Source organism: Sulfitobacter sp. G5_S2_6_S6 (assembly GCF_054968505.1).
The window spans coordinates 246,541-260,476 of the sequence record NZ_JBQKUI010000002.1 but is presented as its reverse complement, the minus strand read 5'-3'; the positions used below and the strand labels follow the sequence as shown (position 1 = coordinate 260,476).

15 protein-coding genes are annotated in these 13,936 nt (G+C 59.7%); 8 read left to right on the top strand and 7 right to left on the bottom strand.

The window, feature by feature from the left end; genetic code table 11:
• Positions 1-51: 51 nt before the first annotated feature.
• From cysQ to ACTRWK_RS05285, 8 genes are all read left to right on the top strand, one after another.
• On the top strand, positions 52-849 hold the full coding sequence (gene cysQ, locus ACTRWK_RS05320) for a 3'(2'),5'-bisphosphate nucleotidase CysQ (RefSeq protein ID WP_168592987.1): 798 nt from the start codon (positions 52-54) through the stop codon (positions 847-849).
• The gene (locus ACTRWK_RS05315) at positions 849-1,649 is read left to right on the top strand and encodes a 3-deoxy-manno-octulosonate cytidylyltransferase (RefSeq protein ID WP_289081371.1); all 801 of its coding nucleotides are present in this window, start codon (positions 849-851) and stop codon (positions 1,647-1,649) included. Before cysQ ends, ACTRWK_RS05315 begins: the two co-directional genes overlap by 1 nt.
• Before the next feature lie 281 nt (positions 1,650-1,930).
• A complete protein-coding gene (gene galU / locus ACTRWK_RS05310; RefSeq protein WP_005850578.1) occupies positions 1,931-2,830 on the top strand; it encodes a UTP--glucose-1-phosphate uridylyltransferase GalU in 900 nt (299 codons plus the stop codon).
• Positions 2,831-2,854: 24 nt separating this feature from the next.
• Positions 2,855-3,838: a UDP-glucose 4-epimerase GalE gene (gene galE, locus ACTRWK_RS05305; protein ID WP_009825625.1), complete on the top strand. Its 984-nt coding sequence runs from the start codon at positions 2,855-2,857 to the stop codon at positions 3,836-3,838.
• Positions 3,835-4,872, top strand: coding sequence for a glycosyltransferase family 2 protein (locus ACTRWK_RS05300; RefSeq protein WP_462843814.1), 1,038 nt, complete (start codon positions 3,835-3,837; stop codon positions 4,870-4,872). The genes galE and ACTRWK_RS05300 overlap by 4 nt, the downstream gene beginning before the upstream one ends.
• A 172-nt stretch (positions 4,873-5,044) precedes the next feature.
• Positions 5,045-6,031 carry a glycosyltransferase family 2 protein gene (locus ACTRWK_RS05295; RefSeq protein ID WP_009825623.1) on the top strand — a complete coding sequence of 329 codons (987 nt, stop codon included), beginning with the start codon at positions 5,045-5,047 and terminating at the stop codon, positions 6,029-6,031.
• Positions 6,028-7,725 carry a DUF5927 domain-containing protein gene (locus ACTRWK_RS05290; RefSeq protein WP_340261439.1) on the top strand — a complete coding sequence of 566 codons (1,698 nt, stop codon included), beginning with the start codon at positions 6,028-6,030 and terminating at the stop codon, positions 7,723-7,725. Before ACTRWK_RS05295 ends, ACTRWK_RS05290 begins: the two co-directional genes overlap by 4 nt.
• A 2-nt stretch (positions 7,726-7,727) precedes the next feature.
• Positions 7,728-9,155 (top strand): sulfotransferase family 2 domain-containing protein, encoded by a 1,428-nt coding sequence (locus ACTRWK_RS05285; protein WP_289081369.1) that lies wholly within the window; start codon positions 7,728-7,730, stop codon positions 9,153-9,155.
• Positions 9,156-9,161: 6 nt separating this feature from the next.
• Here the strand turns inward: ACTRWK_RS05285 and ACTRWK_RS05280 are convergent, their stop codons facing one another.
• The 7 genes from ACTRWK_RS05280 to ACTRWK_RS05250 form a co-directional block, all read right to left on the bottom strand.
• On the bottom strand, positions 9,162-9,626 hold the full coding sequence (locus ACTRWK_RS05280; RefSeq protein WP_005850566.1) for a PTS sugar transporter subunit IIA: 465 nt from the start codon (positions 9,624-9,626) through the stop codon (positions 9,162-9,164).
• 42 nt (positions 9,627-9,668) lie between these two features.
• The gene (gene hpf / locus ACTRWK_RS05275; protein WP_005850565.1) at positions 9,669-10,235 is read right to left on the bottom strand and encodes a ribosome hibernation-promoting factor, HPF/YfiA family; all 567 of its coding nucleotides are present in this window, start codon (positions 10,233-10,235) and stop codon (positions 9,669-9,671) included.
• A 249-nt stretch (positions 10,236-10,484) separates the two neighbouring features.
• Positions 10,485-11,243: an LPS export ABC transporter ATP-binding protein gene (gene lptB / locus ACTRWK_RS05270; RefSeq protein WP_005850564.1), complete on the bottom strand. Its 759-nt coding sequence runs from the start codon at positions 11,241-11,243 to the stop codon at positions 10,485-10,487.
• Positions 11,243-11,737: an LptA/OstA family protein gene (locus ACTRWK_RS05265; protein WP_005850563.1), complete on the bottom strand. Its 495-nt coding sequence runs from the start codon at positions 11,735-11,737 to the stop codon at positions 11,243-11,245. The genes lptB and ACTRWK_RS05265 overlap by 1 nt, the downstream gene beginning before the upstream one ends.
• Positions 11,734-12,342, bottom strand: a complete 609-nt coding sequence (gene lptC / locus ACTRWK_RS05260) for an LPS export ABC transporter periplasmic protein LptC (protein ID WP_037942544.1) — start codon at positions 12,340-12,342, stop codon at positions 11,734-11,736. The genes ACTRWK_RS05265 and lptC overlap by 4 nt, the downstream gene beginning before the upstream one ends.
• 6 nt (positions 12,343-12,348) lie before the next feature.
• Positions 12,349-13,311 (bottom strand): KpsF/GutQ family sugar-phosphate isomerase, encoded by a 963-nt coding sequence (locus tag ACTRWK_RS05255; protein WP_064217285.1) that lies wholly within the window; start codon positions 13,309-13,311, stop codon positions 12,349-12,351.
• The gene (locus ACTRWK_RS05250) at positions 13,308-13,922 is read right to left on the bottom strand and encodes a ribonuclease D (protein ID WP_005850559.1); all 615 of its coding nucleotides are present in this window, start codon (positions 13,920-13,922) and stop codon (positions 13,308-13,310) included. The genes ACTRWK_RS05255 and ACTRWK_RS05250 overlap by 4 nt, the downstream gene beginning before the upstream one ends.
• Positions 13,923-13,936 lie beyond the last annotated feature (14 nt).

Sequence of the window (13,936 nt, the reverse complement as noted above, 5' to 3'; positions counted from 1 at the left end):
CATAAGGGGTTTGCGCAAAGTAATCAACGAAACTGAAAAGGCCGCGACATTATGGATTATGAGCAACTGGTAACGGTGATGCGCCGTTTGTCGATCGAAGCAGGCGACAAGATCATGGAGATTTACGGCGCGGATGATTTCGAGGTCAAAACCAAATCCGACGAAAGCCCCGTGACCATTGCCGACGAAGCGGCGGACAAGATCATCTCGGACGGGCTGCGCGCGGCGTTCCCTGATGTGATGCTTGTCACGGAAGAGCAGTCGGCCACCCATTCGGCGTCGGGCGATACATTCCTGATCGTGGACCCGCTGGACGGCACGAAAGAGTTCATCAACCGTCGGGGTGATTTCACCGTGAACATCGCGCTGGTCGAAGGCGGCGTGCCGACACGCGGTGTGGTCTATGCCCCCGCCCGTTCGCGCATGTTCTTCACGCTGGCCGATGGCAGCGCGGTCGAGGAAACCGGCGATTTCCCAAAAGACAGCATGGGCCCTGTGCAGCCGATATCAGTCTCTACGCCGGATAATGCCGCGCTGATGGTCGTCGCGTCCAAGTCGCACCGCGATCAGGCGACCGATGACTACATCGCGAAATACAATGTGCGCGACATGAAAAGCGCGGGCTCGTCGCTGAAGTTCTGCCTGATCGCCACGGGCGAGGCGGATCTGTACCCTCGGGTCGGGCGCACGATGGAATGGGACACGGCTGCAGGCCACGCGGTTCTGACCGGCGCTGGTGGGGCCGTTGTGCGCTTTGACGACCTGACCCCGCTGACCTACGGCAAAGCCGATTTCGCCAACCCCTTCTTTATCGCCCATGCACCGGGCGTTGATCTGAAAGCCTCCTGATGTCGGTTCTTATTGTCATTCCCGCCCGCTATGCCTCCACCCGCTATCCGGCGAAACCGCTGGCGCTGTTGACAGGGGCGAGCGGTACGGCACGCAGCCTGATCGAACGCAGCTGGCGTGCTGCCTGCGAGGTTCAGGGCGTCGACAAGGTCGTTGTGGCCACCGATGATGATCGCATCAAGGACGCCGCCGAAGCCTTCGGGGCCGAGGTGGTGATGACCTCGGTCGACTGTGCCAACGGGACAGAGCGTTGCGCCGAAGCCCATGCGGTTCTGGGCGGTGGCTATGACATCGTGGTGAACCTGCAAGGCGACGCGCCGCTGACACCGCACTGGTTTGTCGAAAGCCTTGTGCAGGGTCTGCAAGGCGACCCTGATGCCGGGATCGCGACGCCGGTATTGCGCTGCGATGGCGCGGCGTTGAACGGGCTACTGGCCGACCGCAAAGCAGGTCGGGTGGGTGGCACCACCGCCGTTTTCGCAGCGGATCATGCGGCGATGTATTTCTCAAAGGAAGTCGTGCCGTTCACGTCGAAAACCTATGAGGATACCGATGCCACGCCGGTGTTTCACCACGTGGGCGTCTATGCCTATCGCCCCGACGCGCTGGCGGCCTATCCGTCATGGACGGTCGGCCCGCTTGAACAGCTTGAGGGGTTGGAGCAGCTGCGCTTCATGGAAAACAGCCACAAGGTGCTCTGCGTCGAGGTCGAGGCCAAGGGCCGCCAGTTCTGGGAGCTGAACAACCCCGAAGATGTGCCAAAGATCGAAGCGATGATGGCCGAGATGGGGTTGGCGTAACCGCACCGCCCCACCGCCATCACCAATATTGCGGTGGGGCGTGCAACCTGTAATGAATAAAGCCACAGCGATCCGACGTTTTGATTTATTTAACGAAAACGGCGGATAAGGCGCAAAGATGTGCAAGCTGCGGCATAAAGGAGCTTTTGACCGCAAAATCAGCAAGAAGCCGCCATATTTTAGGCGCTGCCCATATTTAGGGCTGGCAGCATGGTGGTTTGCAATTCAATGAGCGCTAACTCGGTTATCCGCACGTAAATGTATAAAGGCGACGATTTCACATGGCTAAGAAAGTAACAAAAGCGATTTTTCCGGTGGCAGGTTTGGGAACGCGGTTTTTGCCCGCGACGAAATCTGTCCCCAAAGAGATCATGACCTTGGTCGATCGCCCGCTGGTGCAATACGCCATCGACGAGGCCCGCGCGGCGGGCATCAAGGAATTCATCTTTGTTACCTCCCGCGGCAAGGGCGCGCTGGAAGATTACTTTGACCATTCTCCCGTGCTGGAACAGGAACTGCGCTCCAAGGGCAAGACAGAGCTGATGGAGATCCTGAAAAGCACCAATATGGACAGCGGTGCCATCGCCTATATCCGCCAACACAAAGCGCTTGGTCTGGGCCACGCGGTATGGTGCGCCCGTCGTCTGATCGGCAATGAACCCTTTGCGGTGATGCTGCCCGATGACGTGATCGCTGCCGACAAACCTTGCCTGCAGCAGATGATCGAAGCCTATAACGAGACCGGCGGCAACATGGTTGCGGCGATGGAAGTGAACCCTGAAAAATCCTCCTCCTACGGGATGCTGGACATCGACGAGGGTCAAACCGATGGTGAACTGGTCAAGGTGAAGGGCATGGTCGAAAAGCCCAAAGCTGAAGACGCGCCGTCGAACCTTGCCGTAATCGGCCGCTATATCCTGTCGCCAAACGTGCTGAAAAACCTGAACCAACTGAAGTCCGGCTCGGGCGGGGAAATCCAGCTGACCGACGCCATCGCAGCAGAGCTGACGCAAGGCAATGATGTCTATGGCTACCGCTTCAAGGGCCAGCGTTTCGACTGCGGCTCCAAATCCGGTTTCCTGCAGGCGACCGTGTCCTTCGGGCTGGCGCGTGAAGAGCTGCGCGATGATCTGCGTGCGTATCTGCAAGACATCATGCAGGGTGAAACCGCAGCGCAATAAGCGCTGGACGATAGGGACGGGCGTATGGCGAATATCTTGGTCACCGGCGGTGCGGGCTATATCGGGTCGCACGCGTGCAAGGCACTGGCCGCCGCAGGGCATACCCCCGTCACCTTCGATAATCTGGTCACCGGCTGGCGTGACGCAGTAAAATTCGGCCCGTTCGTGCAGGGCGACCTGCTGAACCGCGCCGAGATTGACGCCGCGTTTGAACAATACCAGCCGGTCGCTGTCATGCATTTTGCCGCGCTTAGCCAAGTGGGCGATAGCATGAAACAGCCCGGCACCTATTGGCGCAACAACGTCGAAGGGTCGCTGAATCTGATCGAGGCGACGGTCGCCGCAGGCTGCAAACACTTCGTCTTTTCGTCCACCTGTGCGACCTATGGCGATCAGGACAATGTCGTGCTGGATGAAAATAGCGCGCAGCACCCGATCAACGCTTACGGGGCCTCCAAACGCGCGATCGAAGATATCCTGCGCGACTTCGAGGCGGCTTATGGCCTGCAAAGTGTGATCTTCCGCTATTTCAACGTGGCCGGTGCCGACCCCGAAGGGGAGGTCGGCGAATTCCACCAGCCCGAGACACATTTGATCCCGCTGATGCTGGACGCCATCGACGGTAAACGGGATGCGCTGACAATCTTTGGCACCGATTACGACACGCCCGATGGCACCTGCATTCGTGATTATGTGCATGTCTGCGATCTGGTGGATGCCCATGTTCTGGGGCTGAACTGGCTGCGAGAGGATAAGGGCAGTCGCGTGTTCAATCTGGGCACCGGCACCGGGTTTTCCGTGCGCGAGGTTGTGGAACACAGCCGCGAGGTTACCAACCGCGCCGTGCCCATGACCGAAGGCGACCGGCGGCCGGGCGATTGCACCAAGCTGGTCTCGGGCTCCGTCCGCGCCGAGACAGAGCTGGGCTGGCGGCCCACACGGTCGACCCTGCAGCAGATGATCACCGACGCGTGGAGATGGCACCAGACCGGCCACTATAGCGCATGACCGACAGCGCCGCTGTTCCCGCGTCGCGAGGGGCCCGGCTATGGGGTGCCTATCGGATGCGGTTGAAACGGCGGCGGCTGCTGTGGCGTGCGTTGCGGTCGCGGCATCAGTTGAAAGCGCCAACGCGGCCCGCCATTCCGCGCGACGGCGTGCTCGCCTTTGTCGTGCTGCGCAACGAGTCCGCGCGGCTTCCGTATTTTCTGGATCACTACCGCGATCTTGGCGTTGCGCATTTTCTGATGATCGACAATGGCAGTGACGATGGCAGTACCGAAATGCTGGCGGCACAGCCCGATGTGACCCTGTGGCAAACCTCTGCCAGCTATCGCGCGTCGCGGTTCGGGCTGGACTGGCTGAACTGGCTGCTGTGGCGGCATGGGCACGGGCGCTGGTGTCTGACCGTCGATGCGGACGAGCTGCTGGTCTATGACCAGATGGAGACGCGGAAACTGCCCGCATTGACCGATCAACTTGAGCGTAAAGCGCGCAAAGGGTTCGGCACGCTGATGCTGGATATGTTCCCGAAGGGCCCATTGGGCGCGCAGCTCTATGCCCCCGGCCAAGACCCTGCGCAGGTGCTGGATTGGTTCGACCCCGCCCCCTATCGGGCGCTACGTCAGTGGCCGATGAACAATCTCTGGGTGCAGGGTGGTGCCCGCGAACGGGTTTTCTTTGCCGATCGTCCCACGCAGTCACCGACGTTGAACAAGATACCGCTGATCCGCTGGCATCGGCGCTATGTCTATGTGAATTCGACCCACTCCCTCCTGCCGCCCGCGCTGAATGACATCTACGATGGGCCGGGGGGGAAGACGGCCTCGGGGGTGTTGCTGCACAGTAAGTTCCTGCCAGAGATCATTGCGAAGTCCCGTCAGGAAAAGGCACGGGGGCAGCATTTTCACAACCCAGCACAGTTTGATGGTTACTATGACCAGATCGCCGACGCCCCTGATCTGTGGCACGCAGATGCGCGGCGCTATACCGGGCCGGCGGATCTGGAAGACTGCGACCTGATGCGCAGCCCCTGGGCCTGATATTCCCCGGCCTGACCGTCATTCCGGCAACGCGTAACTGTTTCAAAGTACGTTGTTTATGAACACGGCCCATGACATATTGGCTTGGAACCTGATGGAATGAAGGCCCTAGGCTGGCGGGGCATTCCGCGCAGGGTATGGAGAACACGTGAGCCTTTGGGATTCTTACAAGATGCGCGTGCGGCGCAAGCGGCGGTTGATCCGGGCGCTGCGCAAGTCGTCCGAGCTGACACATGTTCAGGACAACACCAGCGCCATCCGTCCCGATGATGTCTTGCTTGTCTGCACCATGCGGAACGAGAAAATCCGGCTCCCGTATTTCCTGGAGTATTATCGAGAGCTGGGGATCAACCACTTTCTCTTTGTCGATAACGGGTCCGACGACGGCAGTGCCGATTACCTGCGCGGGATGAAGGATGTCTCTGTCTGGCATACGGATGCCAGCTATCGGCGGTCGGGGTTCGGTGTCGACTGGATGAACTACCTCAAGCGCAAATACGCGCACGGGCATTGGGTGCTGGTGGTCGATCCGGATGAATTCTTTGTCTATCCGTTTTGCGATACGCGGCCGGTTCAGGCGCTGACCGACTGGCTGGACAACTGCGAGATCCGCAGCTTTGGCGCGATGCTGCTGGATGTCTACCCCAAGGGACGGCTGGGGGATGAACCCTATCAAGAGGGGCAGAACCCGATGGAGATCGCATCGTGGTTCGACAGCGGCAACTACGCGATCTCGCGCAATGCCAAATATGGAAACCTGTGGATACAGGGCGGGCCGCGTGCGCGGGTATTTTTCAAACACAAGCCCGCCAAGGCCCCCGCGCTGAACAAGGTGCCCTTGGTCAAATGGGACCGGCGCTATGCCTATGTCAGTTCCACCCATATGCTGCTGCCGCGCGGGTTGAACCGTGTCTATGACGAATGGGGCGGAGAGAAAGCATCAGGCGTGCTGCTTCATGCCAAATTCCTGGATACCTTTAGCGCCAAGGCGGCAGAGGAACTTGTGCGCGGCCAGCACTATGCCAAATCCATCGAATACAAGACCTATGCCAACAACCCCGACCAGAACCCGCAGCTGTGGGGCAAGTGGTCCGAGAAATATATCAACTGGCGCCAGCTCGAGATTCTGGGGCTCATGTCCAAGGGGAACTGGGCATGAGCGTCGGGATTGTCATGCTGGTCCACACCGCCCTTGGCCGCGCCGAACAGGTCGCGCGGCATTGGGCGGCGGCGGGTTGTCCGGTGGTGATCCACGTCGATAAATCGGTGCCACGCCAGACCCATGATGCTTTTGTGCAGGCGCTCGCGGATGTGCCCGCGCTGGTGTTCAGCAAAAGATACCGTTGCGAATGGGGGACATGGGGGCTGGTGGCCGCCTCGCAAACCGCGTCCGAGATGATGCTGAACCGCTTTCCGGATGTGCGCCATGTATATCTGGCATCGGGGTCATGCCTGCCGCTGCGTCCGGTGAAAGAGCTGATCGACTATCTTGCCGCCCGCCCGCGCACCGATTTTATCGAAAGCGCCACTACAGCCGATGTGCCCTGGACCGTTGGCGGGCTGGACGAAGAACGTTTTACCATGCGTTTTCCCTTCTCGTGGAAACGGCGGCGCTATCTGTTCGACAGGGCGGTGGCGGTACAGCGCTTTATCGGGCTCAAGCGGCGTATCCCCAAGGGGGTCGTGCCGCATATGGGGTCGCAATGGTGGTGCCTGACGCGGCAAACCCTGTCGGCGATCCTGCAAGACCCGAAACGCGCCGCCTACGACGCCTATTTCCGCCACGTCTGGATACCGGATGAAAGCTACTTCCAGACGCTCGCGCGGCTGTATTCGACCCAGATCGAAAGCCGGTCGCTGACGCTGTCCAAGTTCGATTTTCAGGGCAAGCCGCATATCTTTTACGACGATCACCTCCAGCTTTTGCGGCGGTCCGATTGCTTTGTCGCGCGCAAGATATGGCCCAAAGCGGACAGGCTCTACGAGGCGTTCCTCACCGATGAGGCGGGTGCCATGAAGCGGACAGAGCCAAACCCCGGCAAGATTGACCGTGTCTTTGCCAAAGCGGTTGAACGGCGCACGCGGGGGCGGGCGGGGCTCTATATGCAAAGCCGCTTCCCCAACGAAGATTGGGAAAACGGCGTCACTGCCGCGCCCTATTCCGTGTTTCAGGGCTTTGTCGAGCTGTTCGAGAACTTTGAACCCTGGCTCACCAAATCCACCGGCGCGCGGGTGCATGGCCATCTGTTCGCACCGGATCGCGTGCATTTTGCCGATGGGCAGAACTCGATCAACGGGGCGCTGAGTAATAGCGCCAAGATACGCGACTATGACCCCAAGGCGTTTCTGACCAATCTGATCTGGAACACCCGTGGCGAACGTCAATGCTTCCAGTTCGGCCCACAGGACAATCAGGATATCGTCTGGAACATCGCCAAGGATCCGAATGCGCAGGTGTCGGTGATCACCGGGGCTTGGGCTGTGCCGCTGTTCCGGTCCAATCAGGATTTCGCCGACATTCGCCGCACCGCCGCCGCGTTGCAAAAGATCGAAAGCGAACACATGAAGGTGCTGCGGTCGCATTACGCCAAGGCGCGGGTGCGTATCTGGACGATGGCCGAATTCATCGAAGCCCCGATGGAGCCGCTGCAAAGCATTCTGGACGAGATCGGGCAGGTCAAAACCGGTCGTCTGTCCGAGGTGCCAAAGATGGCGGATCTCACCGGCTTTGGCCAATTCCTGCAGAACCTCAAGAACCAGGGGATGCACCCCTATCTGATGGGCGACTTTCCCGTTGAACGTGGCATGTCGGCCCCCCAGAAACCGCCGCGCAAACCCTATCTGGTGCAATAAATATGAGTTCTAAATTCAAAAGCTTTGTCGTCTTTGCCGAAATGCGCACGGGCTCCAACTTTCTGGAGAGTAACCTGAACGCCTTTGACGGGATCACCTGCCACGGCGAGGCCTTCAACCCGCATTTTATCGGCTACCCCAAAAGCACCGAGATTTTGGGCATAGACCAGCAGACACGGGACGACGACCCGACAAAGCTGCTGGTTGCGATACGCGACAAGACCAAGGGCATCGGCGGGTTTCGCTATTTCCACAACCACGACCCGCGCGTGCTGGACCCGCTGCTGGAAGACGACACCTGCGCCAAGATCATCCTGACGCGCAACCCTGTCGAAAGCTACGTCAGCTGGAAGATCGCGCGCAGCACCGGTCAGTGGAAATTGACGGATGTGAAAGCGCGGAAAAAGGCGCAAGCCGACTTTGACGAAGAAGAATTCTCGGACCACCTAGAGGCGCTTCAGGCGTTCCAGCTGACACTGCTGAACCGGTTGCAGACGCTGGGGCAGACGGCGTTTTACGTGGCCTATGAGGATCTGCAAAGCGTCGAGGTGATGAACGGTTTGGCGCGGTATCTGGGCGTGGATCATCCGCTAGAGGCGTTGGATAAAAGTCTGAAAAAGCAGAACCCCGACCCGATCTCGGCCAAGGTCAGCAATTATGACGATATGCTAGATGCCCTTGGCCGGATGGATCGCTTCGACCTGACCCGCACCCCGAATTTCGAACCCCGCCGCGGGCCGGTGGTGCCGTCCTATGTCGCGGCGGCCGAAGCTCCGTTGCTTTATTTGCCCTTGCGCAGCGGGCCAGAGCCGCAGGTGCTGGACTGGATGGCGGCGCTGGATGGTGTCGCGCGGGACAAGCTGCAAACCAAGTTGAACCAGAAACAGTTACGCCAATGGAAGCGCCGACATCCCGGTCACCGCAGTTTCACCGTGCTGCGGCATCCGGTGGACCGTGCGCATGACGCGTTCTGCCGGCACATCGTGACCACGGACAAAGGCAGCTACCCGCAGCTGCGCACGACGTTGATCAACCGCTACAAGCTGCCGCTGCCGAAAGGCGAACCGGACCACAGCTATGACGCCGATGCGCATCGCGCGGCGTTCAAGGCGTTTCTGACTTTCCTCAAGGGGAATCTGAACGGGCAGACAGCAATCCGTGTGGATCAGGCGTGGTGCACGCAGGCGCAGGCGGTACAGGGTTTCGGCGAATTCGCCTTGCCCGACCGGATCATCCGCGAGGACGCGCTCGCCGCAGAGCTGTCAGCCTTGGCGCAAAGCGTCGGGGTGCAACCGCCCGCAGCCTTGCCCGAGCGACCCGCAACCCACCCCTATGCGCTGGCTGACATCTATGATGCCGACATCGAAAAACGCGCATCCGACGCGTACCAGAGGGACTATATGATGTTCGGGTTCAAAAGCTGGGGGTAGCGCCGCTTAGGCGGCCTGCGTTGCCTGTGCTTCGGTCAGGATCGCGTAAAGCGTGGCAGGGTCCGGGTTGGCCCGCAGCTTAGAGCAGACAGAGGCATTGCGCAGTGTGCGCGACACCAGCGCCAGCGCCTTGAGGTGTTCGACACCCGCGCTTTCAGGGGCAAACAGGGCAAAAGCGATATCGACCGGCTGGCGGTCGACCGCGTTGAAATCGATCGGCTTGTCGAGAAGCACAAAGGCCCCCAGCACATTGTCCAGACCTTCAAGCCGCGCGTGGGGCAGCGCGACCCCGTGGCCCACGCCTGTCGGACCAAGGGATTCGCGCGTCATCAAGGCTTCGACCACCGCGGCGGCTTTCAAGCCGTAAGCATTATGCGCCAGCTCCCCGATATCGTGGAGCAGGCGTTTCTTGCTTGAGGCCGATGTGAGGACTTTGACAGCCCCCGGCTTTAGGAGTTTCGCAAAATTCATTCTGCTCGCTCTGTTCTCGGCCGCTGATGGGTCCGGTTTGTGTTACGACGGATCGATCCAGCCGATGTTGCCGTCATCGCGACGGTAGACAACGTTTACGCCTTCTTGACCGTCTTTGCGGAAGACCACGACAGGCGTTCCCGAAATTTCCATCTGCATCACAGCTTCACCCACAGACAAGGTCGCGATCTTGGTCTGCATTTCCGCGATGATCATGGGTTGGAGTGTTTCGGGTTCCTGCGCGTCTGAATCGCTTTCTGAGGCGAGGATATACGAGGATGCACCGAAAAGTTCAACCGGTTGCGCACGCTCGCGATGGTGATCTTTCAACCGTCGCTTGTAGCGCCTCAGCTGCTTTTCCATCTTTGCTGCACATGAATCGAAAGATCCATAGATATCAGTAGCATGCGCTTTCGCTGACGCCGTAAGGCCAGTCGATAGGTGCACCGTCGTTTCGCAGACGAACTCGTGACCGGATTTGGAAAAGATGACATTCGCGTCCGTCGGACGCTCAGCATACTTCTGGACAGCTTCGCCCAATTCCGTTTTCACATGCGTTTGCAGGGCTTCGCCGATGTCGATTTGTTTGCCACTGATTTGGTACCGCATAAATTCTCCTTGTTCTTATGATCCGGACAACACCATAGGCCGCATAAAATGCGGTAAAGGTGGGGTCAGATGCGGGTGAATGACGATGCGACGAGTTTGAGAGACACCATCCCTTTGGGAAGGGGGGGATGCAGCACAAACATGATACGCCGTCTCGCCATAGTCCTATTGAGCGCGTGATTGGGCCGCGTTGTCAAATGAATCCGGCGCATGGATGTGCGGAAACTAGCGCAATATGTCTGTAGTTGATTAGGAAATGCGGAAGTTATCGCCCAGGTAGACCCGGCGCACATTCTCGTTCTGCACGACCTCTTCGGGGGTGCCGGACATCAACACAGTGCCTTCGTGCAAGATGTAGGCACGGTCCACAATATCCAATGTTTCCCGAACGTTATGGTCGGTGATCAGCACGCCGATGCCGCGCTTTTTCAGATCGGCAACCAGATGGCGGATGTCATCCACCGAAATCGGGTCCACGCCCGCAAAGGGCTCGTCGAGCAGCAGGTATTTGGGATCGGCCGCCAGACAACGGGCGATTTCCACGCGGCGACGCTCCCCGCCTGACAGGGCCAAGGCAGGCGCACGGCGCAGGTGTTCGATGGAAAATTCCGACAGCAAGGCTTCAAGCCGTTCACGCCGCCCGCGCGCGTCAGAGATAGAGATATCCAGAATCGCCGAGATATTGTCTTGCACGCTCAGCCCGCGAAAGATGCTCATCTCTTGCGGGAGGTAGCCGATGCCAAGCTGTGCGCGGCGATACATCGGCAGGGTGGTGACGTTCTTGCCATCAATCGTGACAGTGCCGCCTTCGGGCATGACCAGCCCGGCCACGGCGTAAAACGTGGTCGTCTTGCCGGACCCGTTCGGCCCCAGCAGGGCAACAACCTCGCCCCGGTTCAGCTCCATCGAGAAGTCGCGGATCACAGTTTTCTTGCGGTAGGATTTACGCAGGTGTTCGATGCGCAGACCGCTTGCGCCATCCGTGACCGTCAAATTCGGGGAAGACATCAGTTGTTGCTACCCGTTTGCAGGATCGTTTTCACGCGGCCGGACATCTGCGCCGTGCCGTCCGACAGCTTGACGCTCATCGTGTCAGAGCTGAGCGCATTGCGCCCTTGGGTCAGCAGCACGTTCCCCGACATCACGATCGTGCCTGTGTCGATGTCGTAATCCGCGCGCTCTGATTCGGCGGCGTCCTTGCCCGAGACAAGGGTCACACCGCCCGTCGCTTCAAGCCGCGCGATGCCTTCGGCCTCTGCACGGTACACAACCAGAACGCGTGCGGCGGACAGGCGCATCTCGCCCTGACCGATCAGCACATTCCCAGTGAAAACAGCCGATCCGTCCCCTTGATCGACTGAAAGATTGTCGGCGGTCACCTCGACGGGCAGGCCGGTATCCTGACGGATCGACCCAAAGGCCACATTGGTCCCTTGTGCGGCGATTGGCATCGCGGAAAGGAGCAGGAAAACGGGCAGCAGTAGGTGTTTCACGTGCGTCACTCTGATTTGGATTTCGGTTTGTATATCAGCTTCACCCGGTTTGTGAAAACCAATTGGGGGGCGGTTTGTTCATCTGTTTGCGTTATCGACATGGCACCAGCCTCCAGCGTACCACCTGGAGTAGTGCCGTGGACCGCGCCCGGCGACTGGATATTCAGCCCCGACAGTTCTGACGTGATCTTTTCGCTTTGCAACCGGTATCCGGTCGAGGTCGTCAGGATCACCTTGCCCAGCAGATCGGCCACGTCCTCGGCGATGTCAAAATCGGCGAGATCCGATTGCAGGCGAAAGGTCGATCCCTCGGGGGTGTTGATCGTCGCACGCAGGTTTTCGGCGTGGTTCATGCCGGTCTGCCCGTCGGGGCGGGTGAGCACATCGGCATAGAACGACAGCTCGTCCCCCTCTGACGTTGCGCCGGTAAAGAAGGGGCCGGTGATCTGCTGGTCGCGCAGGCGATCTTGCACCTCTTTCTCGGCAAAGGGGATGGCCTGCCCGGGATCAATCGCGCGCGACAGCAGGAACAGGGTCGACAGCAGGCCAAGCGCTGCCAAGGGGAACAGCACCTTGAGCCAAGAGATCAGCCTTGTGTAACGGTCCCCCTGCATCGCGCCCTAGCCCAGACCGACGCGTAGGCAGTCGTGGATATGCAGCAGACCCGCGGGGACGTCCCCTTGGGCGGGGTCCAGCACCAGCAGACAGGTGATCTTGCGGGCGTTCATGATGCCCACGGCCTTTTCCGCCAGCGCGTCGGGTGCGACGGTGACAGGGGTCGGCGTCATGACTTCGCGCGCGGTTTTGGACATCAGCCCGTCAAGGTGACGCCCCAAATCGCCGCTGGTGATGATACCGGCAAGCGCGCCGTTGCTGTCGGTGACAATCACCACGCCAAAGGATTTACTGCTCATCGCCATCAGCGCGTCGGACATCGGGGCATCGACCTGCACCAGCGGAAGCGCATCGCCCGTGTGCATCAGATCAGCGACGCGGCTAAGCCGTGCGCCAAGTTTGCCACCGGGGTGGAATTCGCGGAAATGTTCGGCGGTGAAGGCGCGGTTTTCCATCAGGGCAATCGCCACAGCATCCCCCATCGCCAGTGTCATCGTGGTCGATGTCGAAGGCACCACGCCGGTCCCGCAGGCCTCTGCCAATTGCGGCAGTTCCAGAACCACGTCGCATTGCGCGCCAAGGCTGCTTTGCGCGCGGCTGGTGATGCCGATCAGCGGGATGGAAAAGCGGCGCGAATAGGCGATCAGATTGGCCAGCTCCGGCGCTTCGCCCGAGTTCGAGATCGCAAGCACCACATCATCGCCAGTGATCATCCCCAGATCGCCGTGGCTTGCCTCGGCAGGGTGGACGAACTGCGCGGGCGTGCCCGTGCTTGCCAGCGTTGCGGCGATCTTTTTGGCGATATGGCCGGATTTGCCGATGCCGGTGACAATCACCCGCCCACGGGTCGCGACCAGCAGGTCGATGGCCTGACGAAAACGGTCGTCCAGACTGTCGGCCAGTTGTTCAAGCGCTTGGGCTTCGGTGCGGATGACGCGGCGGGCGGTATCTAGGAAAGGTGTGGTCATGCGTGTGCAAAAATATCCGTTTCGGGCCAGCCGTCCAAATCGAGTTGGGCACGGGTTGGCAAAAATTCAAAGCACGCTTGCGCGAGCTCGATGCGTCCTTCGCGGATCAACATCTGGTTCAGCACGTCGCGCAGCTTGTGCAGGTGCAGCACGTCCGAGGCGGCATAGTCGATCTGCGCTTTGGTCAGCGTCTCGGCACCCCAATCACTGGATTGCTGCTGTTTGGAGATATCGACGCTCAGCAGTTCTTGGCAGAGTTTGGCAAGCCCGTGGCGGTCGGTATAGGTGCGCACAAGTCGGCTGGCGATCTTGGTGCAATAGACCGGCGCGGCCTTGGCCCCAAAGGTGTTCAGCAAAGCGGCGATGTCAAACCGGCCATAGTGGAACAGCTTGAGCACATGCGGGTCTTCAAGCAGGGCACAAAGATTAGGGGCCTCGGTCTGGCCCTTGGCGATCTGGACCAGATGCGCGTTCCCGTCACCGCCGGACAACTGCACCACACACAGCCGGTCACGGTGCGGATGCAGCCCCATGGTTTCGCAATCGATCGCGACCATCGGTCCAAGGTTCAGCCCGTCGGGCAGGTCATTTTGGTAAACTGTATTTGTCATGCCCTCCCTATATC